This window comes from Streptomyces sp. NPDC059816, from assembly GCF_042732055.1.
GTDB lineage: Bacteria > Actinomycetota > Actinomycetes > Streptomycetales > Streptomycetaceae > Streptomyces.
In genome coordinates this window covers 67,321-87,487 of the sequence record NZ_JBHWIQ010000017.1, presented here as the reverse complement: position 1 = coordinate 87,487, position 20,167 = coordinate 67,321, and the positions used below count along the sequence as shown (strand labels likewise).

19 protein-coding genes and 1 pseudogene are annotated in these 20,167 nt (G+C 72.2%); 12 read left to right on the top strand and 8 right to left on the bottom strand.

Annotated features, from left to right (window positions below):
• Positions 1-42: 42 nt before the first annotated feature.
• Together thrS and ACFV88_RS22495 are read right to left on the bottom strand one after the other, a co-directional pair.
• Positions 43-1,278 (bottom strand): threonine--tRNA ligase, encoded by a 1,236-nt coding sequence (gene thrS, locus ACFV88_RS22500; RefSeq protein ID WP_385493531.1) that lies wholly within the window; start codon positions 1,276-1,278, stop codon positions 43-45.
• A gap of 217 nt (positions 1,279-1,495) precedes the next feature.
• Positions 1,496-1,987 carry a pyridoxamine 5'-phosphate oxidase family protein gene (locus ACFV88_RS22495; protein ID WP_385493530.1) on the bottom strand — a complete coding sequence of 164 codons (492 nt, stop codon included), beginning with the start codon at positions 1,985-1,987 and terminating at the stop codon, positions 1,496-1,498.
• Between the two features lie 468 nt (positions 1,988-2,455).
• Here ACFV88_RS22495 and ACFV88_RS22490 point away from each other — a divergent pair, with 468 nt between their 5' ends.
• The 5 genes and pseudogenes from ACFV88_RS22490 to ACFV88_RS22470 form a co-directional block, all read left to right on the top strand.
• Complete coding sequence (locus ACFV88_RS22490) at positions 2,456-3,724, top strand: hypothetical protein (RefSeq protein ID WP_385493528.1); 1,269 nt, start codon at positions 2,456-2,458, stop codon at positions 3,722-3,724.
• A 273-nt stretch (positions 3,725-3,997) separates the two neighbouring features.
• The gene (locus ACFV88_RS22485; protein WP_385493527.1) at positions 3,998-4,855 is read left to right on the top strand and encodes a calcium-binding protein; all 858 of its coding nucleotides are present in this window, start codon (positions 3,998-4,000) and stop codon (positions 4,853-4,855) included.
• A gap of 255 nt (positions 4,856-5,110) precedes the next feature.
• A complete protein-coding gene (locus ACFV88_RS22480; protein WP_385493526.1) occupies positions 5,111-5,962 on the top strand; it encodes a calcium-binding protein in 852 nt (283 codons plus the stop codon).
• 191 nt (positions 5,963-6,153) lie between these two features.
• Positions 6,154-6,978 carry a calcium-binding protein gene (locus tag ACFV88_RS22475; RefSeq protein ID WP_385493525.1) on the top strand — a complete coding sequence of 275 codons (825 nt, stop codon included), beginning with the start codon at positions 6,154-6,156 and terminating at the stop codon, positions 6,976-6,978.
• Positions 6,979-7,314: 336 nt separating this feature from the next.
• Positions 7,315-7,722 (top strand): annotated as a pseudogene (locus tag ACFV88_RS22470) (putative RNA methyltransferase); the annotation flags it as partial.
• A gap of 80 nt (positions 7,723-7,802) precedes the next feature.
• On the opposite strand, the gene ACFV88_RS22465 reads toward ACFV88_RS22470, so the two are convergent.
• Positions 7,803-8,516, bottom strand: a complete 714-nt coding sequence (locus ACFV88_RS22465) for a hypothetical protein (protein WP_385493524.1) — start codon at positions 8,514-8,516, stop codon at positions 7,803-7,805.
• 28 nt (positions 8,517-8,544) lie between these two features.
• Positions 8,545-8,973 (bottom strand): MarR family winged helix-turn-helix transcriptional regulator, encoded by a 429-nt coding sequence (locus ACFV88_RS22460; protein ID WP_385493523.1) that lies wholly within the window; start codon positions 8,971-8,973, stop codon positions 8,545-8,547.
• 134 nt (positions 8,974-9,107) lie between these two features.
• On the opposite strand from ACFV88_RS22460, the gene ACFV88_RS22455 reads away from it, so the two are divergent.
• The 4 genes from ACFV88_RS22455 (at position 9,108) to ACFV88_RS22440 (ending at position 13,228) form a co-directional block, all read left to right on the top strand.
• Positions 9,108-9,986, top strand: a complete 879-nt coding sequence (locus ACFV88_RS22455) for an MBL fold metallo-hydrolase (protein ID WP_385493522.1) — start codon at positions 9,108-9,110, stop codon at positions 9,984-9,986.
• An 89-nt stretch (positions 9,987-10,075) separates the two neighbouring features.
• A complete protein-coding gene (locus ACFV88_RS22450) occupies positions 10,076-11,260 on the top strand; it encodes a helix-turn-helix domain-containing protein (protein ID WP_385493520.1) in 1,185 nt (394 codons plus the stop codon).
• A gap of 192 nt (positions 11,261-11,452) precedes the next feature.
• Entirely contained in the window at positions 11,453-12,679 is a 1,227-nt protein-coding gene (locus tag ACFV88_RS22445; RefSeq protein WP_385493519.1) for a helix-turn-helix domain-containing protein, read from the top strand.
• A gap of 105 nt (positions 12,680-12,784) precedes the next feature.
• The gene (locus ACFV88_RS22440; protein ID WP_385493518.1) at positions 12,785-13,228 is read left to right on the top strand and encodes a hypothetical protein; all 444 of its coding nucleotides are present in this window, start codon (positions 12,785-12,787) and stop codon (positions 13,226-13,228) included.
• Positions 13,229-13,778: 550 nt separating this feature from the next.
• Here ACFV88_RS22440 and ACFV88_RS22435 read toward each other — a convergent pair.
• The 3 genes from ACFV88_RS22435 to ACFV88_RS22425 form a co-directional block, all read right to left on the bottom strand.
• A complete protein-coding gene (locus ACFV88_RS22435) occupies positions 13,779-14,303 on the bottom strand; it encodes a DoxX family protein (RefSeq protein WP_385493517.1) in 525 nt (174 codons plus the stop codon).
• 136 nt (positions 14,304-14,439) lie between these two features.
• The gene (locus ACFV88_RS22430; protein ID WP_385493515.1) at positions 14,440-14,664 is read right to left on the bottom strand and encodes a hypothetical protein; all 225 of its coding nucleotides are present in this window, start codon (positions 14,662-14,664) and stop codon (positions 14,440-14,442) included.
• The gene (locus ACFV88_RS22425; RefSeq protein WP_385493514.1) at positions 14,654-15,967 is read right to left on the bottom strand and encodes a PspC domain-containing protein; all 1,314 of its coding nucleotides are present in this window, start codon (positions 15,965-15,967) and stop codon (positions 14,654-14,656) included. Before ACFV88_RS22425 ends, ACFV88_RS22430 begins: the two co-directional genes overlap by 11 nt.
• Before the next feature lie 200 nt (positions 15,968-16,167).
• Here ACFV88_RS22425 and ACFV88_RS22420 point away from each other — a divergent pair, with 200 nt between their 5' ends.
• Both ACFV88_RS22420 and ACFV88_RS22415 read left to right on the top strand, forming a co-directional pair.
• Entirely contained in the window at positions 16,168-17,463 is a 1,296-nt protein-coding gene (locus ACFV88_RS22420; RefSeq protein ID WP_385493513.1) for a PspC domain-containing protein, read from the top strand.
• Positions 17,460-18,164, top strand: a complete 705-nt coding sequence (locus tag ACFV88_RS22415) for a LuxR C-terminal-related transcriptional regulator (RefSeq protein ID WP_385493512.1) — start codon at positions 17,460-17,462, stop codon at positions 18,162-18,164. Before ACFV88_RS22420 ends, ACFV88_RS22415 begins: the two co-directional genes overlap by 4 nt.
• A 22-nt stretch (positions 18,165-18,186) precedes the next feature.
• On the opposite strand, the gene ACFV88_RS22410 is transcribed toward ACFV88_RS22415, so the two are convergent.
• Complete coding sequence (locus ACFV88_RS22410; RefSeq protein ID WP_385493511.1) at positions 18,187-19,224, bottom strand: NlpC/P60 family protein; 1,038 nt, start codon at positions 19,222-19,224, stop codon at positions 18,187-18,189.
• Positions 19,225-19,559: 335 nt separating this feature from the next.
• Here ACFV88_RS22410 and ACFV88_RS22405 point away from each other — a divergent pair, with 335 nt between their 5' ends.
• Complete coding sequence (locus ACFV88_RS22405; protein WP_385493510.1) at positions 19,560-19,913, top strand: hypothetical protein; 354 nt, start codon at positions 19,560-19,562, stop codon at positions 19,911-19,913.
• The last annotated feature ends 254 nt before the right edge of the window (positions 19,914-20,167 follow it).

Genomic DNA, 20,167 nt, shown 5'->3' with positions numbered 1-20,167 from the left:
CCCCGCCTCCGCAGCCCGGCCTGGTTGAGGCGAGGACGCCCGCTACGAGGTGGCGTCGGCCCACAAGTCGGTGCTGTGGGACCCGACGAGAGCGCTGATGCGGGTCAGTGCGTCAGCGACCGGCTGCGGGTCGAGTCGGCGTCCGTCGCGCAGGCGCAGGGCGACGGATTCGTCAGCGGCCTCCTTGGCGCCGATGACGGCCTGGTAGGGAACCAGGCGGGCCTCGCGGACCCGGGCGCCCAGACTGCCGCGGTCCGGTCCCGCGACCCGGGCGCGCAGCCCGAGAGCAGTGCAGCGCCGGGCGAGGGCTTCGGCGTTCGGCCGTTCGGCGTCCGAGATCGGGAGGACCACCAGTTGGGTGGGGGCGAGCCAGGCGGGGAAGGCGCCGCCGTGCTGTTCGACGAGGTGGGCGACGGCTCGCTCCACGCTGCCGATGATGCTGCGGTGGACCATGACCGGGCGGTGCTTGGCGCCGTCCGCGCCGATGTAGTGCAGGTCGAACTGCTCGGGCTGGTGGAAGTCGACCTGGACGGTGGACAGGGTGGACTCCCGGCCGGCGCCGTCGGTGACCTGGACGTCGATCTTGGGACCGTAGAACGCGGCCTCTCCCTCGGCCGCCTCGTAGGGCAGGCCGGAGCCGTCGAGGACGTCGGTCAGCAGGGCGGTGGACCGTTGCCACTTCTCGGGCGCGGCGACGTACTTGCCGCCGGGGCCCGGGAGGGAGAGCCGGTAGCGGGTCGCGGTGATGCCGAGCGCCTCGTACGCCCGGCGGATCATCTCCAGCGCCGCCCGCGCCTCCTCGGCGACCTGGTCCAGGGTGCAGAAGATATGCGCGTCGTTGAGTTGGATGGCCCGCACCCGGGTCAGCCCGCCGAGCACGCCGGACAGCTCGGAGCGGTACATGCCGCCCAGTTCCGCCATGCGCAGGGGCAGTTCGCGGTAGCTGTGGGAGCGGGACCGGTAGATCACCGCGTGGTGGGGGCACAGGCTCGGGCGCAGGACGACCTGCTCCCCGCCGAGGTCCATCGGCGGGAACATGTCGTCGCTGTAGTGGGCCCAGTGCCCCGAGGTCTCGTACAGCTCCCGCTTGCCGAGAACCGGTGAGTACACGTGCTGGTAGCCCGCCCGCCGCTCGGCGTCACGGACGTACTCCTCCAGGGTGTGCCGTACGGTCGCGCCGTCGGGCAGCCAGTACGGCAGGCCGGCGCCGATCAGCGGGTCGGTGTCGAACAGGTTCAGCTCACGGCCCAGTTTGCGGTGGTCGTGCCGGGTGGTCATCGCGGTCTCCTCGCTGGGTGCGGGGCAAGTGACCGGGCCTACGACGAAGCCCCGGGGCACTTGCCCCGGGGCTTCGGATCAGATCGTCTGTCAGCGCGCCGGGACACTCTCCGGCGTCGTCGTCATCGCAGCGCGCTTCATGTCGCAGACGTTAGCAGGACGTCGCGCTGCCCACACGGTCATTCCTCGCCGGGGGCGCGCGGGTCGCGCGCCGGCGTCACGTCCGGCGCCGCTTGCGCACCCCGGCCGCCGGCGTCCAGAACTCGACCACCAAGTACTGCTCGTCGTCGACGGTGGTCCGCACGACCTCCGTGACCTCCGTACGGAACAGGTGGAACGGCCCGGGCGGCGGCCCCACCTCCGCTCGGAACCGGGCCAGCTCGTCGGCGTCGACGACCTCCACCGCCCGCCCGGCGACCCGTACGTCCCCCTGGACGAGTTCCCTGCCGGACCCGTGGTTGGCCTGGAGCGCGAAGCGGGGGTCGCGCAGCAGGTCCCGCGCCTTCACGGAGTCCGGCATCATGCCCACCGTCAGCTCCCCGTGCCAGAACTGGACCTCGACCCCGGAGGTCCGGGGCGACCCGTCCCGGCGGAGGGTCGCGATCGTGTGGTGGGTGTGGGCGGTGAACCGTGCTTCGGCCGCAGCCGCGAGCTCGGGTGCGGCTGCGGCGAACGCCGCCCAGCGGCTCGGTGGGGATGTCTCTCGCATGCCCACCACTGTTCCCCCAATACCCGACAGCTTCTGTCCGGTATTCCTGGACGTCCACCGATCGGCTCCGCGGCCCGTCGACCCCCGGAAACGGTTGCGTTCCGTTTCGAACACAGCGCGGTGCGTCGCGTACGCCGCCCGCACGCGGACCCGGCGCAACGGCCTCACCAGCGACGATGAACGCCCACGGGCCGCGGGGCGGCGCAATCCCGCGTACCGGACGAACCCGTACGGACCTCGATCGCGGCGGAAAACGCGCGCTCCGGTCAAGCCGGACACCCGGTCCGCTCCCGTTCGGGGGGTGCCCGGGGCCCTCGGAGCCCGCCCGGGTAGGGCACAATTCTCGTTCATCACAAGGAACTTGCGTCCGCGTACGGGTCAACTCCCGTGCGTGCACAGACGCGAGCGCGGAGCACGATCAAAGCCGGCGGCGACGCGGGGACGTACGGGGAAAGCGGAGTGGGCGCGGTGGCACTGACGGACGCGGGGCGGGACACGCACGAGGGCGGCTGTGCGTGCGGGGACTGCCCGCACGGCGCGCGCCAGGGGCACCGGCGCGCGGTCGCCGCGTTCCTCGCCAAACGCGACGAACTGGCCGCCGGGCGGGGGCTGCCCGCGGCCGTCGCCCGTTCCGCCGGGGCCACCCGGCAGTGGGTGTCCGACGAACTCACCCAGTCCGCCGAGGTGGTGGCCGCTCGCGGCCGGGCCGCCGGCACGTCCTGGCGGGCGTCCCTGTGGCCGCGCACCCTCGCCGTGGTGTGGGGCGCCACCGGGGCCCTGCTCGTCGTCCAGACCTTCACGGCCTTCGGCACCGGCTGGAACACCGTCCGCACCGCGGGGCTCGTCGCCACGGTCCTGGTCGCCGGTCTGCTCACCCTGGCGGCCCGGGTCCACCGGGCCAGCGGCGGGGTACTCGCCCCGCTGATCGGCGAGGACAACCGCCTCTCCACCTCCCGTGCGGTCGCCGGGGCGTGGGTGCTGTTCATCGGGTACGCGGTGCTGGTGCTGGCCGGCCAACTCGCCGGCGCCTCCGGGCACGCCGAACGGGACGCCCTGATCGACGGCCTGGCGCTCGCCCGCGGCGCCGGCACGCTCACGGTCGTCGCGGTGCTGTGCGCGGTCGCCGTACTGGTGCGCCGGGTGGTGTCGGTCAGGGTGCTGGGGCAGCGGCTCCAGAAGGTACGGGCGCTGCGGCCCCGCGCCGCGGACCTCCTCACCGACGACTCCGGGCGGGGCAGCTTCACCGACGTCCAGTACGTCCTGGTGACGGGCGTGGCCCTGGTCTTCACGGCCGTCCGACTGGGCCGCCGCCCGGAGCGCTTCCCCGACCTGCCCTGGGGCCTGGCCGTCCTCGTCCTCGTCTCGGCGGTGACGTACCTCGCCGGGAAGTACGCGGAGGGCGGGCGCCCGATCATCCACTCCGTGGTGCGCTCCCGGGAGGCCGGCGACCTCGACTCGCCGATCCGCGCGGGGGACGACATCGAGATCCGCGGCGCCGGCTTCGTACCGCCCGGCGGGCAGGACGCCGAGTCGCTGACCCGGCTGGTGGTCCGCATCGGCCCGGTGAACGTCCACGTGCCCTTGATCCCGATCCCGGGTGGCTTCACCAACCCGTCCGACGGGGTCCTGACCGTCCCGGTCCCCGCCGAGGTCGAACCGGGCCGGGTGGACGTCCAAGTCATCACCGCGGCCGGCATCGAGACCAACCGCACGACCATCGAGGTCGCGGCGGACTAGGCGGTCTCGTTCGGATCACCGCCATCTCCCGGTGATCACGCCACCGACCCCCTGTCCGGTTGGCAGGTGCGGGAATAGAGTGCCGATCCCCCCTGGTTGCACGTCAGTTGACGACACGACCTGACGGGGGATCAGATGGTGCGGACGAAACTGCCCAGGGGCCGTGGAGTTCCGTATCCCGGCTGCTCCGCCCCACGCCTCGGCCCCGCCGACGCGCGCCGGAAGCATCAGGCGGCGTGCGCGACGGTCGGCCCACACGGACAGGAACAACGCATGAAGACCCGAGACTTCGTCGCGCTCGCGACCGGTGCCCTGACCCTGACCGCCCTCGCGGTTCCCGCCGCGCACGCGGACGACCGACCCGCCGGTACCTCCGCGGGGTCCAACGCGGCGGCGCAGGAGCCGGGCCCCTTGGACGACGACATCGACCGCTTCGTGGTGAACGACGGCAAGGACCTGGTCGTCGGCGTCTCCCCGAAGGAGTTCACGGTCACGTTCACCGCGAAGCACCACAGCGGGATCAAGAAGGGCCTCGCGGTCCTGTGGCGGGGCGGCGCGGACGTCGAGTCGGCGGAGCGCGTCCTGGCGCCGCGGATCAACGACGACGGGACCGTGCCGCGCTTCTGCGACAACATCGTCCTGCGCTTCTCCTCCTGCGTGATCCCGATCGTCGCCGACCCGAAGGGCGAGGACGTACCCGACGTCGACCTCAACAACGAGTACGCGGGCCGCTGGAACGTGGCGGCGTCGCTGACCTTCAACAACACGGGCGTCGAAATCGACGACAGGTTCACCACCCACTACGTGAAGCGGGCGGCGAAGCTCACGGCGGACGCGTCGCCGGAGTCGGTGCGGCGGGGTGCGGACGTGACGGTGAAGGGCGTCTTGACCCGGGCGAACTGGGACACGCACCGGTACGACGGTTTCGGGGGTGGGGCGGGGAAGGTGAAGCTCCAGTTCAAGAAGGCGGGTGGGGCGTGGCAGACCGTGAAGACGGTTTCCGCTGACCGTCGCGGCAAGGTCAAGGCCACCGTCAAGGCGTCCGTGGACGGCAGCTACCGCCTCGCCTACGGCGGTTCCACGACGACCGGTACGGCGACCTCGCCCGCCGACACCATCGACGTCCGCTGACGTCCGTCACCGTGTACGCGCGGTGACCGGGTGCCCGACCCCGGCGCTCCCAGGAGGGTGGTGGTGGAAACAGCCAACTCCACACGCCCGTACAACCGTTGGGAAGGTCGGACGGTCCATTTCGGTGGAGTCGATGGACTCCGCGACCAGCCGGACGGGCGTCCGACCGACAACGCACCAGGACCACGGGCGGGCGGTGCGTCGACCCGACCCGACCCGACCGAACGGTTCCGACTACGTGGGGAAGAGTTCTTGATGCGCATGCGTGCCCCGATCGCCGTCGTGAGCGGCGCTCTGGCCCTTTCGACCCTGACCGTTCCGTCCGCCCAGGCCGACGGCGGAGGACCGAGCCCGTCCGGGGCCCCCTCGGCGTTCGCGGCTGACCCGACGACCGGCAAGCTCACCGGCATCATCGTGAACGGCGGTGCGGACGTGGTGGTCGGCACCGCGGTGAAGAAGTTCTCCGTCGAGGTGAGCGCCTCCGACGAGGGCGGTGTCGAGCGGACCGCCGCCGCCCTGTACCAGGGCCTCTACCTCACCTCGAAAGCGCTGATCACCTCGTACGAGGCGCACCCCGCCCCGTGCGAGCGCACCGCGACCTCGGCCACCTGCCGGTTCGTCTTCGAGGCCCACCCGAAGTCCCACTCCGGCAGCTCCTACCTGGACCTCCAGAACAAGCACGCCGGTGTCTGGAAGACCGCCGGGGGCGGCTTCCGGGGACTCGACGCCCCCGGCCGGACCGTCGTCGTCGCGGAGGACATCCATTACGGCGACGTCAGCCTGAAACGGGCGGCGAAGCTCACGGCGGACGCGTCGCCGGAGTCGGTGCGGCGGGGCGCGGACGTGACGGTGAAGGGCACCTTGTCCCGGGCGAACTGGGACACGCACCGGTACGACGGTTTCGGGGGTGGGGCGGGGAAGGTGAAGCTCCAGTTCAAGAAGGCGGGTGGGGCGTGGCAGACCGTGAAGACGGTGTCCGCCGACAGCCGGGGCAAGGTCAAGGCCACCGTCAAGGCGTCCGTGGACGGTAGCTACCGCCTCGCCTACGGCGGTTCCACCACGACCGGTACGGCGACCTCGCCCGCCGACACCATCGACGTCCGCTGAGGCTCGCCGACGTCCGCTGACGTCTTGAGCACCGCCCCCGGTCCACGCGGTCCGGGGGCGGGGCGGAGCACCGGACGACCCGGCGGCTCCGCCCGTCCGACCACGACCATCGGTCCCGTGGCCGTACGCCCTGGAAACGGCAAGCACGGGGTGGCGTACGGCGGCGGGGCCCGTATCGACAGGACAACCGTATGAAGAGCCGTGCCGCAATAGCACTGGTGACCGGCGCTATGGCGCTGGGTGCCCTCGTCGTGCCCGTCGCCCACGCGGAGGACCGGTCCGTCCGACCGGTGGCCGCCGACCCGGTGGGCGACCTGAAGATCACCGACTTCACCGTGCGCGGTGGCAAGGAAACGGTGGTCGGCCTCCAGGGCAAGGGCGTCGAGGCCACGTTCACCGCGGAGCACCCCGGGGGGCTCTGGTTCGTCACGGGGGGCCTGTGGCGGGGGGCGAGTTACGCCGAGGCTGACCGCGAGCAGTGGATGTACGTCCCCGAGGAGAGCGACCCCCTCAACTGCGAACGCGTCACCTCGACCAAGGTGAAGTGCGTGGTGAAGATTTTCGCCAACCCGAACGCGAGGGAGGCCCGTTACGACCTCGACGATGCGAACGCGGGCAAGTGGAATTTCGCACTGGAGGCCACCGACCACGGTGAGATGTCCGCCGGGACCCTCACCAACTACGCCACCCACTACCTGAAGCGGGCGGCGCGGCTGTCGGTGGACGCGACGCCGGAGCCGGTGCGCCGGGGCGCGAACCTCACGGTGAAGGGCGCGCTGTCCCGGGTGAGCTGGGACAAGCAGTGGTACGCCGGGTTCGCGGCCGACCAGGTGAAGCTCCAGTTCAAGAAGCGGGGCGGCACCTGGCAGACGGTGAAGACGGTGGCGGCGGACAGCCGGGGCCGGGTGAAGGCGACGGTGAAGGCGTCGTCCGACGGTCACTACCGCTTCACCTACGGCGGCTCCACCACGACGGGTGGGGTGAACTCGTCCGCCGACTTCGTCGACGTGCGCTGACGTGAACGGCGGGCGGGCCCGTACGACGACCTGGCCGACCTGGCCGACCAGTCGTACTGGCGTCAACCCGGCCTCGTAGGATGACCGCATGGCACTCCTGAGCAACCTGCACCACTGCTTCCTGTGACGGGGAAGCGCTGAGGGCGACGCCGGACGGCGTCGCCCTCCTCGGCGTGCCTGTCGCGTGAACCACGCTCCCCGGCGCCCCCTCTGCGGACGGCCGGGTCCCGGCGACGGTCCGACACCGGGGTGACGTCCCGTCACCGACCAGGTGCCGGCGGCCTCCGAGCGCGCGGGCAGGCACGGTCCCTCCCCACCGTTGCCAGGAGTGCCGTCGTGCCCGTGCCGTTCCCCCCTGCCCTGACCCCGCTGCTCGACCTGCTGCGCTGCCCGATGTGCCGCGCCCACCTGAGTCCCGACCGCGGCGCCCTGCGCTGTCCGGCGGGCCACGCCTTCGACATCGCCCGCCACGGATACGTCGGCCTCCTGACGGGTGCCCGCGCCACCAGCGGCGACGACGCCGACATGGTCCGCGCCCGGGACCGCTTCCTCGCCACCGGCCGCTACCGGCCGATCCGCGAGGCGGTGGCCCGTCTGGCGGCCGGCGCGGCGCCCGAACGGGGCACCGTCCTGGACGTCGGCTGCGGCACCGGCCGCTACCTGGCCGGCGTACTGAACCGGTGGCCCGCCGCCCGCGGTCTGGACCTGGTGGGGATGACGCCGAGCGCACGCCGCCCGAGCCGCACGGACCCGGACGGTGACGGCCCCCCGCCCGGTCGGGTCACCGTCTCCGTACTGGCCACGGCCTACCGCCCCCGCTGCACCTAGAGCTGCCACCACCAGGCTTCGAGGTCGTGGTCCTCGGCGAACTCCACGGGCACCGCGAGGGGTGACCGCCGTGCGAGGGGGAGCGTGTCGGTGCGGTGCACCACGGCGCGCAGCTCCCGTACGGCGGGCAGCTCCGCGAGTTCGGCGACGTCGTAGGGGCAGCCGGCGGGGCCCCCGAGGAGGGTGGCGCAGCCGAACGCGTACCAGGTGGCGATGAGTTCGTGGTGCCGCGTCTCCTCGGCGGCGACGGCGACCTCCCGGACCACCTCGATCAGCGGGGTGCGGTACGGCGGGACGGCGTCGGCGCCGAGGAGCGCGCCGGTGGCGACCATGCGCCGCCACAGTGCGGTGCCCGCGTCGCAGTAGAGGAACGGCGGGTCGACGTACCCGTCTTCGAGCCAGGAGTCGTAGCCCGCGAAGTCGGGGGCGTCCTCGTCGAAGGTGCGCAGCCCGGTGAACTCGGTCAGCGCGTCGAAGCGTTCCGGCCGTGCGGCGTGGTCGGGGTGCCGCTCGACCGGGAACCGGTACGCGTACCCGCGGCGCAGCAGAACGTCCATCACCCGGAAGTGCGTGAACGAGCAGTCGTACCCGCTCTGGAACCCGTACAGCGCCGCGAACCAGCCCCGCACGCGCGGGTCGCCCGGCTCGGCGTGCCGGTCCAGTACCTGGACCGATTCCGCGACCAGGTCCTCGATCTCGTGCGCGGACATCGCGTCGTCCTCCCTCTGCCGGCGTCGGCTAGGAACGCGTGGTGGCCTGCTCCAGCAGGCTGCGCAGGGACCTTTGCTGTTCCGGGTCGAGGCCGGCCAACGGCGAGTTCTGGACGAGGAGTTCGAGGAGCCGTTCGCGAGCCGCGCTGCCCGCCGCGGTGAGGACGAGGCACTTGGCGCGGCGGTCGGTGGGGTGCGCGCGGCGTTCGACCAGGCCCTGCTTCTCCAACTTGTCGATGACGAAGGTGGCGTTGGAGGGTTCGCAGCTCATGCGTTCGGCCAGCTCCCGCATGGTCATCGGCCCGGCCAGCTCCCGCAACGCGGTCGCCTGGGCCCCGGTGAGGCCCAACGCGACGGCGCAGTCGCGCGTGTGCTCAGCGATCTGCTGGGCCAGCCCGTTCACCAGGCAACACAGGTCCCGCTCGGCGATGGCGTGCGGCTCCGAGGGCGTCGTCATGGACCCCACTCTAACAAGTTCATCAAGCAAGAACATTTCTAGCTTGCATGATTCTATCTTGATGCTTATGGTCGTCACCGTCGCCGCCGAGAGGCACCGTGACGACCCGTCAGAACGCAGCAGGGGAGACGTAGATGACGCATTCCACGAGGGACCGGGACGGCGAGCGGCTGCGGAGGCCGGCCGGCCCCCGTTCGTTACGGCTGGGCGACACGAAGGTGTCCTACGTACCGGACGGAGCGGTGCAGCTCAGGCCGCGCGACCTGATCCCCGACGCCAACGACGAGGTGTGGGCCGCCCACCCCGAGTACCTGGACGAGACCGGCAGCCTGGTGGCGGGCATCGGCGGCCTCCTGGTGGAGCACGGCGACCGCGCGCTGCTGATCGACGCGGGCTTCGGGCCGCAGTCCTGGCCGCCCGCGCCGGACGGCCCGCGCGGCGCGATCCACGGGGGCGCGCTCCTGGACGGCCTGGCCCGGCTCGGCCGCAGCCCCGAGCGGATCGAGGCGGTGGCCTTCACCCACCTGCACCCCGACCACACCGGTTGGGCCTGGCACCCCGCACCCGGCGCCGACCGGCCCGCCTTCGCCGGTGCCGACTACCTGGTGTCCGAACCGGAATGGGCCCGGCGCGACATCCTCCAGGAGCCGGAGGCCTCGGGCCTGACCCCGTACGTCCGCACGGTGGCCGACGGGCAGGAGGTCTTCCCGGGCGTACGGATACGGGTCACCGGTGGCCACTCGCCCGGACACGCCGAGTACGTCATCGCCTCGGGCGGCCAGCGGCTGATCGCCTTCGGCGACGCGCTGCACTCCCCGATCCAGGTCGCCCACCCCGCGTGGTCCACCGTCTTCGACCACGATCCCGTCCGCGCGGCCGAGCGCCGTCGTCGGCTCCTCGCGGAACTGGCCGAACCCGACACGATCGGCTTCGGCATCCACTTCGCGGACGTGGTCTTCGGCCACGTGGATCGCCACGGCGACGCCTTCGCTTGGCGGCCCCTCGACACCTGACCGTCCGTCAATCGGGCGCGGCATCGGGTATGGGGCCGAGTCGCACGGCACCGGTACCGTTTTGGCATCTAGTCGGAACGGAGCCCAGTATGTCCGCACGTCCGCAGGATCACACCGGAGCCCGCATCAAGCGTCACCGCCTGGAGCGACAGCTGACCCAGAAGGCGCTGTCCGATATCTCGGGGGTCGCCTACTCCACGCTGACCAAGACCGAGCAGGGAGTCATCCCCGCGACCCCGTACGTCCTCAGCTGTCTAGCCCGAGCCCTTCGGATCGACGTCAGCGCGCTCAACGGACAGCCGTACGCCACCGAACTCCGGGCCGATGAACTGGACATACTGATCCTGCCGATCCGTGAGGCCCTGGATCTGTACGACCTCGGAGTGGACCCCGACGTCGCGCCCCGCTCGCGTGAGCGGCTCGCTGCGGAGGCGGAGGGCTTGTGCGTGTCCGTCCGGGCCGGACAGTTAAAGCGGGCGGCTTCGCGCGTGGCCGCTCTGATCGAGGAGGCGACGACCTCCGCTCACGCGGGTGCCGCGTCCGAGGATTGGCTGACCCTGGCCAGTGCCTATCGCACCGCTTACGACGTGGCGACGAAGCTGGGGTACCCCGATCTGGCCGCGCTGGCGCTGACCCGGATGGACTGGGCGGCAGGCCGGGCGTCCAGCGCCGTGGTGTGCGGCATCAGCCGGTATATGCGTGCTCTGTCGTACCTGAGGGCAGGGCAGTACAAGACCGGTCGGCGCCTGGTGACCCTCGGCTTGGAGACGGTCGGACAGGCGGACGTCGGACGGGAACGCGAGGTGGTCACGGGGCAGTTGCACTTGGGTGCCGCGGTCATCGCGGGACGGTCGCAGAACCTCACCGGTGCGAAGGAACACCTGGCGGAGGCGGAACGCATCGCCACCGGAACGGGTGAGGCGGTGAAGGTGTGGTGGCTCGCGTTCGGCCCTGCGAACGTGGCGGTGCACCGGGTCAGCGTGCTGGCCGAGGCCAACGAGTACGAGGCCGCGGTCCGGGCCGGGGCGGACCTGTCGCTGCCCGGTGACTGGCCCTCCTCGCGGACGAGTCACCACTTCGCCGAACTGTCCCAGTCACAGCTGTGGACCGGCGACGTCGACGGGGCGTTCCGGAGCTTGGTTCGGGCGCGGAAGGCCGCCCCGCAGCAGGCCCGGTACTCGCCCACGGTGCGACAGACCTACCAGGGCTTGGAGTCGGCCAAGCGGCGTCTGCCCGGCGACTTCCTCTCGTTCGGCTCCTGGCTCGGCTACTAGGCGAACACGGCCGTAAATCCTGGTAGACCCAGTTCGCACGAAGAATCGGGCGTGCCCTTGGCGTACGAGGCCGGGGTGGGCGTTCTACTCGATCCGGTCGTGCCGGGAACGGGGGTGAGAGTTCACGTTCGGGCGGCGGTCGAGCAACCGGGTCGGCTTAGGCTGGCCTCCGGTTCACCTACAGGGGGTCCCATGGGCACCATCCATGTCGGTCAGCGTGTACGTCAGCTGCGGAAGATGCGGCACCTCACCGTTCGCCAGCTGGCGACGAGAGTCGCGATCAGTACCAGTCTGTTGGAGAAGATCGAATCGGGGGACCGGTCTCCGTCACCCGCTCTTCTCACCCGGATCGCCGGTGAGCTGCGGGTGGGGCCCGATCGGCTCACGGGGCAGCCCTACATGAACGGCGCCGAGTCCGAACACGCCGTCCAGGCCGTGATCCCGGAGCTGCGCAGGATCTGCCTGACCTACGACCATCCGGATGACGAGGTCCTGGCGCCCCGATCGCTGTCGGCCCTTGCCGTCGAGACGGAGCGGCTGTCCCGGTTGCGTCAGGACGGCCAGTACGTCGCCATGGGTCCGCCCTTGCCGGCGCTCCTCTCCGAGCTGACCCACGTGGCGCTGACGTCCACCGGCGATGAGCAGCGGCGGGCGTTCGGATGGCTGGCCCGCGGCTACCGGGCGACGAACTCGCTGGCTCACAAGCTGGGCTACCACGACCTGTCGTTGACCGCGGTGGAGCGGGTCCACTGGGCAGCGGACCGGGCCGGAGACTCCTTGATGCAGGTCACGGCCGCCTACTTGAAGGCTGGTGCGATGCTGCGGCTCGGCGCCCTCGGCTCCGCGCGCAAGCTGCTGGAGGCGCTGGTCGAGGAGATCGAGCGGTTGGCGCCGGAACGCGCGCTGACGACTGCGCAACTCGCGGTCCAGGGGGCGGTGCTCCTGAAACTGGCGGTCGTCGAAGCACGTGACGGGAAGCCGGAACGCGCGTGGGAACGGCTGGCCGACGCACGAGCGGCGGCGGGGATGCTCGGTGACGACAGTACGCACTACGAGATGTCGTTCGGCCCCACGAACGTCCGTATCCATGAGATCGCCACGTTGATCGACGTCGGTGGCACGGGCGAGGCACTGGCGCGTCTGCGTGAGTGGGGCGCCGAGCAGGGGCAGGACATGTGGGAGCTGCCGGTCGATCTCGCCGCCGAGCGGGCGTCGCACCATCACATCGACGTAGCCGCCGCCCGACTTGCCGAGGGTGACCGGGGCGGTGCGTTCGTGGATCTGACGGCGGCCCGTCGGATCTCGCCCGCGCACACCCGGTTCCACCCCACGGCACGGCACACCGCCGGAACGCTGATGAGGCTCACCCGGGGCAACGACGAGGCGGTTTCCGCGTTTGCCCAGTGGGCAGGGGCCTGACCGCCCGTCAAGCAGAACGTAGAAGAATCATCCCCACAAACTGTGGGTGATGTCCGTACTGCGGAGCGCGAGGATCCCATCCGTATCCAAACGGAGGGATCCTTCATGCCTGACCTCACCGCTGATGCCGCCTGCTCCCAGTTCATCAAGCCCGTCCACGTCGCCGACCCGGAGGAGAGGCCGCCGACGTTGGGTGAGTTGTTGGTGGAGTGGGCGCGGGGGCGGAGGCTTGCGGACCGCGTCGCGGTGGGGGCGCTGGTCGCGGAGGGGGAGTTGCTGACGCGAGACCAGGTGCGGCTGGCACTCGTCGTCAAGGAGGACGGACGGCTCGCGTGTGACTGGGAGCGGCTGGCGCGCCGGCACTGCCTGATCGGTGAGCTGTCGGACGCGGAATCGGTGTTCCTGCTGTTCGTGCTGGGGGTGGCGCAGCGCTCGCCGATCTCGCTGGCGCGGGTGGGGGAGCTGGGGGAGCGGCGGTTGGTGCTCGTGCTGCGGGCGCTGGCCGCGTTGGCCGGTTCGGAGACGGTCGCGGTGGGGGTCCGCACGTGAACCGGGTCCGCCGCTACTGCGCACGGTGCGAGGGCCCCATTCGCTGGTGGCACCCCCGTACGCAACGGTTGCGGTTCTCGCCGTCCGGGCCGGGTTCCACGCTGGACCTCCACCGGCGTTGCGTGCCGGAGGGGGTGCCCTGCGCTCCCTGTTTGAAGGCGAGGATCTTCGGCCTTCGGGAGCACCACTGTCACGGGACGAGTTGGTACCGCCTCGACAGCGCGGTGCAGGGGCCGTCGCTGCGGCTCCGTGTGTGGGAGGGCCCCGCGGCCTGCCCCTGCGACTGCCCCTGAGCGGTCCGCTGTCCCGTGCGGGTGCGCGGTGGTTTCGCGCAGTTCCCCGCGCCCCTGGATCTCGGGCGCTGCCCTTCGCCGTCGTCCGCCCACCCCGGACAGAGCCAGCGCACCCCCACCGGGACGCCCCGAAAGGGGCGCGGGGAACTGCGCAACAGCTCAGCGCACCGCGCAGGACAGCGCACCCCGACCGGAACGCACCCGATAGGGGGCGCGGGCGCACCGCACCGTCAGGCGAACGGACCCGCCAGGAACCCTCACCGATACCGCGCCGCCGCAACCCGCGCATCGAGCGACGCCACCGCCGCCCCCGCAAGGACCAACGGAGTCCACGCCACCAGATAGACGAGGTCGTTGCCGTAATAGTACGGCGTGGTGTTCCAGCTGACGGTCAGCCAAAGGCTGAGGGAAATCAGCGCACCCCCCACCGCGGCCACCCGCGTCAGCAGCCCCACCAGCGCCCCAACGCCCACCGCGACCTCGCCGAGCGCGATGGCGTACCCGAAGGACACCGGGTCGCCCAGCGCGAAGTCCACCAGGGACGGCACCGCCGAGCCGTCCCGGACGTTGCGCATCAGGTCCCCGATCGACCCCACCCCCGTCTCACGGAGGAACGCGTCGTCGGTCAGCTTGTCGATCCCGGCGTACACGAAGGTCGCCCCGAGGAACAGCCGCAGCGGGAGCAGCGAGTACCGGGAGACGACGGCCCGCCAGCCGCCGTACCCCCCGTCGTCGTGGGGATCACCCGTGCTGTCGTAGCCCGTCATCGTCGAATGCGCCATCGTGCCGCCGCCTTTCGCGCTCCTGGTCCGGGAGACGTGCGCGAGGGCCGTAGCGGGCCCTCCACCGGACCATACGTACGGGAACGTGGCGTGACTCACTCGCCGGGCGACCGTTTCCGAACCGGAGTGCCCGGGTTCAGCCGTCCGAGCCGGTGCGGTCGCCGTTCTCGCGACGGCGTCGGCGCAGCAGCATCGTCGCGACCCCGGTCGCCGCGGCGAGGGCCAGACCGCCCCCGACGATCGGCGGCAGCGCGTACCAGGGCAAGTCGGCCTCCCCGGTGGCGTCCGCGAGGAACAGCGCACCGGCCAGCATCAGGACGAGCCCCGCGATCAGCCGGCCCGGCTGGAACTCATGCCGCACGGTCCACCTCCGCCTGTCCGAGGGCGACGTCGAGCGTCAACGCGAAGGTGCCGGGGTCCTCGGTGGCCCGGACCGGTTCCAGTGTCGCGGTGCTCGACCTGCTGGGGGAGACGTCCACGTCCTGCTGTCCCTCGCCGGGCAGTTGGATGTCCCCGAGGGCGACGGTGATCTTCAGGGAGACCCGTACGTCGTCCGGGACGATGATCCTGAGGCGGCCGGCGCCGACGGTGACGTTCGAGGTCACCGTCTGCCCCGCGGCGGGCGACGCCTTGCGCAGGTCCAGGGTGCCGACCCCGGTGCCCAGGTCGTAGCGGGGGGCCACCGCGGCGGCGCTCACCGGAGCCCAGGTGGTGCGCAGCCAGTGGGTGGTGATCGAGTCGGGCAGGGCGGTCGCCAGGCCCAGGAGGACCGCGGTGACCACGGCGAGGACGACCGTCCCCGGGCCCGTGCGTCCGAGGAACGCACTGATCGCGATGCCGAGACCGAAGATCGCGAGGGCCACCGCGAGACCCGTCTGGAGACTCACCGTCAGCGCCGAGTCCTCCCAGGTCGCCACGGTGGCGAGGGCCCCCGCGGCGGTGGCGGCGGACGTCACCCAACCGCTGATCAGCCGGCCGCCCGCCGGCCCCGGACGGCGCCCCGCGGAGCCGGGAGCCCCGGCGCCGGGCCCCTTGCCGGCAGCGCTGGTCCCGGGCACGGAGTCCGGCGGCGCCCACAGATAGCCGGTGCCGCTGCCCGGCGAACCGTCCTTGTCGAGCCGGTCCCGCCACCAGGGCCCGGACCCCGGGACGGGCGGCGCCGTCGTCTCCGGCGGGGCGTCGGCCACCGCCTGCGCGGCCAGCGGATCGGGGTCCGGGGTGTCGCGCTGCCGCGACCAGTACCCGGCGCCCGCCAGCAGCAGGGCGAGCGTGGCGCCGGACGTGATCAACGTGCCGTTGTTCAGCATGGACAGGAACAGTCCGCAGCCGACCAACGCGAAGACGACCGCGGTGAGGGCGGGGCCGTCGACCCGACCGGTGAGCATCCGACGGGCCTCGTTCTCGTCCTCGCCGTCCAGCGGGACGAACAGCCAGACGAACCCGTAGAAGATGAGGCCCAGACCGCTCGCCACGCTCAGCACCGCCAGGACGACCCGGAAGATCACCGGGTCCATGTCGCAGTGCCGGCCGAGCCCCGCGCAGACGCCGCCGATCGTCTTGTGCTCGCGGTCGCGCCGGAACCTGGCCGGTGCTCGGTCCGGGGCGTCCGTCGCCCCGCCCGGCGCCGGGCCCGGGGGCTGGGTGGCGTCCTGCTGCTCGGTCATGGGTCCATGGTGACGGTCGCCGCGCCCCGGCGGGAGCCGCGGCGACCCTGGTCCGACCCTGATATCCCCCCGGCCGCGGCCTCCGGGACGGACCGGCGCGGCCCAGTGAGGTCCAACGGGGTCCAGCGCGCGGGGCGTCAGGGGCGTCTTAGGGTCGGACCCTGATGTTCGGCCGTCGCGGGCCGTGTGACGATCGGTGCATGCCCGAAGCAGCGACGGCGACCGTCGACGAACCACGCTCCCCGCGCAAGCTGTACCGGAGCGGCGACGCCCGCCTGCTCGGCGGAGTGGCCCGGGGGCTCGCCGGACACCTGGGGCTGCCGGTCGTCTGGGTGCGCCTCGTCTTCGCGGGCCTGCTGACCGCCGACGGGCTCGGCGCGCTGCTGTACGCCGCTTTCTGGTTCTTCGTCCCCCTCGGGGTCGGCGGCGTCGACGCCGAGCGGCCCCCGCCGCTGACCACCGAGGTCTCCGCGGACGGACGGCGCCGCCTGGTGGCCCGCAAGCCCGACAAGGGGCAGATCGTCGCGCTGCTCGCCCTGGTCCTGGTGGCGATGATGTTCGTCAGCAGCGTCGACCTGAGCACCACCGCCAAGGCGTACCTGTGGCCGATGCTGCTGGTCGGCGCGGGCGTCGCCCTGGTCTGGCGGCAGGCCGACAACGCCCGCCGGGCCCGCTGGGCGGAGGCCACCCGCCGCGGCCGCAACCTCGCCGTCGCCCGGTCCGCCGCCGGTGTCCTCCTGGTCGGTACGGGCGTCACCGGCATCTTCGTGCTCCAGGGCTCCGCGGCCCACCTCGGTTCGATACTCCAGGCGTCCCTCGCCGTCCTCGTCGGCATCGCCCTGCTCGCCGGCCCCTACCTCGTCCGCATGACCCAGGACCTGTCCGAGGAACGCACCATGCGCATCCGCGCACAGGAACGCGCCGAGGTCGCCGCGCACGTCCACGACTCGGTGCTGCACACCCTGACCCTGATCCAGCGCAACGCGGAGAACGCCGGCGAGGTCCGCCGGCTCGCCCGCGCCCAGGAACGCGACCTGCGGGCCTGGCTGTACAAGCCGGAGGGCAGCGGACGTGCCGACGAGGAGAGCGAGGGCCCCGGCAACGTCGCCGACACGGTCCGCCGGCACGCCGCCGAGGTCGAGGACAAACACGGCGTCCCCATCGAGGTCGTCGTCGTCGGCGACTGCGCCCTGGACGACCGGCTGACCGCACAGATGCAGGCCGCGAGGGAGGCAATGGTGAACGCGGCCAAGTACGGTGGCGAGGGCGGCGCCGTCCAGGTGTTCGCCGAGGTCGAGGGGGACAGCGTGTTCGTCTCGGTCCGCGACCGCGGACCGGGCTTCGACCTGGACGCGGTGCCCGCCGACCGGATGGGCGTGCGGGAGTCGATCATCGGCCGGATGCAGCGCAACGGCGGCACCGCGCGACTGCGTGCGGTGCCCGACGGCGGCACCGAGGTCGAGTTGACGATGGAGAGGGCGGAGAGGACGTCATGAGCGACGTGACCGGGGCGAACGAGGGCACGGCGGCGGACGGGCGCCGGGTACGGGTCGTGCTCGTGGACGACCACCGGATGTTCCGCACGGGCGTGCAGGCCGAGATCGGCCGCACCGAGACGACCGGCGTCGAGGTCATCGGCGAGGCCGCCGACGTCGACCAGGCGGTCACCGTGATCACGGCGACCCGACCCGAGGTCGTCCTGCTCGACGTGCACCTGCCCGGCGGTGGCGGCGTCGAGGTGCTGCGCCGCTGCTCCTCCCTGATGTCCGACCCGCAGGCCCCGGTGCGCTTCCTCGCGCTGTCGGTGTCGGACGCGGCGGAGGACGTGATCGGGGTGATCCGGGGCGGCGCCCGCGGCTACGTCACCAAGACGATCACGGGGGCGGACCTGATCAACTCGGTGTTCCGGGTCCAGGAGGGCGATGCGGTGTTCTCCCCGCGGCTCGCCGGGTTCGTGCTCGACGCCTTCGCCTCCACCGACGCCCCGCCGGTCGACGAGGACTTGGACCGGCTGACCCAGCGGGAGCGCGAGGTGCTGCGGCTGATCGCCCGCGGCTACGCGTACAAGGAGATCGCCAAGCAGCTGTTCATCTCCGTCAAGACGGTCGAGTCGCACGTCTCGGCGGTGCTGCGCAAGCTCCAGCTGTCCAACCGCCACGAGCTGACCCGCTGGGCCACCGCCCGCCGCCTGGTCTGACCCCCACGGCCGGACGGGGCGGTCAGACGACCCGGGTCGCCCCGGCGAAGGGCATCTCGTCCACGGAGGCGATCCGCACCGTGGAGCCCGGCCGGGGCGCGTGGATCATCCGGCCGTCACCGACGTACAGCCCGACATGGGTGACCCCGGGGTAGAAGAACACCAGGTCGCCCGGGCGCAGTTCGTCGCGCCCCACCCGCCTCCCGGCGTTGACCTGCGTGTACGTGGTCCGTGGGAGGGAAACTCCGGCCGCCCGGTACGCGGCCTGGGTCAGCCCCGAACAGTCGAACGCGCGCGGCCCGGTGGCCCCCCAGACGTACGGGCTGCCGATCGCCCGCTGTGCGAACCCGATCGCCGCACGGGCCCGGGCCGAGCCGCCGGCCGCGGGTGCGACGGGACCGGTGGCCGGCGCGGTGCCGGCCGTGGCCACCCGTTCCCGTTCCGCGGCGGTGAGCCGGGACAGGACCCGCCGCGCCGCACCCAGCTTGTCGGTGACGGCCTTCTTGTGCCGCCGCAGCTCCGCCCGTTGCCGGGTGACGCGGTCCCGCTGGTCCCCGGCCTCCTTCCGCAACCGCTCCAGCCCCGCCGCCTCCCGCCGCACTTCCTCGACGGCCCGCGCCTGACGGTCGCCCACCCGGTCGGCGAGGGCGGTACCCGCGAGGTACCGGTCCGGGTCGGCGGACAACGCGAGCTTCACGCCCGGGTCGATGCCGCTCTCCCGGTACTGGGCCGCGGCGTACGAACCGAGGGTGCGGCGGGCGGAGTTCAGCTGGTCGGTGCGGCGCGCGGCCTCGTCCTGGAGCCGTTCGTACGCGCCCTGCGCCGTCCGCGTCCGCTCCTTCACCCCGAGGTACTTCTCGGTCGCGACCTCGGCCTCCTGGTAGAGCCGGTCGACCTCGTCCTTGACCTGCTCCGCCGGGGACCCGGGGTCGGCGCCGGCGGTGCCGTCGAGGACGCCGGTGGTCGCCGTGGCGGCCCCGGCGAGCGCCAGGGTCACGGCACGGCGCAGTGCCGTGCCGTACGAGGGGCGCTTCCTCGGTTTCTTGCGGTGCGCTGCCACGGGGTGCCGGGTCCTCTCCTCGGGCCGCCCGGGGCGGCGGCCGGCCGGCGGGCGGGTTCGCCGGTGGTGCCCGGCGAGTGCTGGTCAAGGAAGGTATGACGCAAGGTGACGGCCCCATCGCGCATTGTCCTTAGCTGTTCGTGTCGCGCCCGACCGCCGACCGGAGGCGACCGATGGGGGTGGTGGGTTGACCCCTTTCGGGCAGGTGTGACCGAAGTGGCGGAAGGAGGGTCCGAGGGGAGTGCCCGGTGGTATGGCGGGCGTCGGGAACGTCCTGGTCCGCTTAGGGTCACCTGGCCGGAAGCGAGCGGAACGCCCCGGTTAGAGTCCGCCCCATGGACGTACTCATCCATCTGGTCGTCGGCCTCCACATCATCGGCATCGCCGCGCTGCTGGGCGGGTTCCTCACCCAGCTGAAGGCGATGGGCGAGGGCACGGCCCGCTACACCCCCGCGATGCTGCACGGTGCGCTCACCATGCTGGTCACCGGTGTCGCGCTGGTCGGCCTCAACCAGGCCGACGGCAACACCGTCGACAACGTCAAGATCGGCGTCAAGCTGGCGTTGCTCGTGGTGATCCTCGGGCTCGTGTACGTGAAGCGGGACGACGAGGGCGTCGACAAGGGGTTGTTCGCTTTGGTCGGTGGGCTCACCGCGGCGAACGTGTTCATCGCAGTGCTCTGGACTTAGCCCCGCGCAGTTTCCCCGCGACCCCTTCTGGTACGCACACCTGGCGGTGCGCTGTTCGGCGCGGGTGCGCTGAGGTTCCCCGCGCAGTTCCCCGCGCCCCCTATCGGTACGTACACCTGGCGGTGCGCTGTTCGGCTCGGTGCGCTGCCGTTTCGCGCAGTTCCCCGCGCCCCCTATCGGGTGCGTCCCGGTCGGGGTGCGCTGTCCGGCGGGCGTGCGCTGAGCTGTTGCGCAGTTCCCCGCGCCCCCTGATC

Excerpts from the sequence above, each read along its gene's own strand:
- thrS (WP_385493531.1), bottom strand. The coding sequence starts at position 1,278 with ATGACCACCCGGCACGACCACCGCAAACTGGGCCGTGAGCTGAACCTG.
- ACFV88_RS22495 (WP_385493530.1), bottom strand. The coding sequence starts at position 1,987 with ATGCGAGAGACATCCCCACCGAGCCGCTGGGCGGCGTTCGCCGCAGCC.
- ACFV88_RS22485 (WP_385493527.1), top strand. The coding sequence starts at position 3,998 with ATGAAGACCCGAGACTTCGTCGCGCTCGCGACCGGTGCCCTGACCCTG.
- ACFV88_RS22480 (WP_385493526.1), top strand. The coding sequence starts at position 5,111 with ATGCGCATGCGTGCCCCGATCGCCGTCGTGAGCGGCGCTCTGGCCCTT.
- ACFV88_RS22475 (WP_385493525.1), top strand. The coding sequence starts at position 6,154 with ATGAAGAGCCGTGCCGCAATAGCACTGGTGACCGGCGCTATGGCGCTG.
- ACFV88_RS22465 (WP_385493524.1), bottom strand. The coding sequence starts at position 8,516 with ATGTCCGCGCACGAGATCGAGGACCTGGTCGCGGAATCGGTCCAGGTA.
- ACFV88_RS22460 (WP_385493523.1), bottom strand. The coding sequence starts at position 8,973 with ATGACGACGCCCTCGGAGCCGCACGCCATCGCCGAGCGGGACCTGTGT.
- ACFV88_RS22455 (WP_385493522.1), top strand. The coding sequence starts at position 9,108 with ATGACGCATTCCACGAGGGACCGGGACGGCGAGCGGCTGCGGAGGCCG.
- ACFV88_RS22450 (WP_385493520.1), top strand. The coding sequence starts at position 10,076 with ATGTCCGCACGTCCGCAGGATCACACCGGAGCCCGCATCAAGCGTCAC.
- ACFV88_RS22445 (WP_385493519.1), top strand. The coding sequence starts at position 11,453 with ATGGGCACCATCCATGTCGGTCAGCGTGTACGTCAGCTGCGGAAGATG.
- ACFV88_RS22440 (WP_385493518.1), top strand. The coding sequence starts at position 12,785 with ATGCCTGACCTCACCGCTGATGCCGCCTGCTCCCAGTTCATCAAGCCC.
- ACFV88_RS22435 (WP_385493517.1), bottom strand. The coding sequence starts at position 14,303 with ATGGCGCATTCGACGATGACGGGCTACGACAGCACGGGTGATCCCCAC.
- ACFV88_RS22425 (WP_385493514.1), bottom strand. The coding sequence starts at position 15,967 with ATGACCGAGCAGCAGGACGCCACCCAGCCCCCGGGCCCGGCGCCGGGC.
- ACFV88_RS22420 (WP_385493513.1), top strand. The coding sequence starts at position 16,168 with ATGCCCGAAGCAGCGACGGCGACCGTCGACGAACCACGCTCCCCGCGC.
- ACFV88_RS22415 (WP_385493512.1), top strand. The coding sequence starts at position 17,460 with ATGAGCGACGTGACCGGGGCGAACGAGGGCACGGCGGCGGACGGGCGC.
- ACFV88_RS22405 (WP_385493510.1), top strand. The coding sequence starts at position 19,560 with ATGGACGTACTCATCCATCTGGTCGTCGGCCTCCACATCATCGGCATC.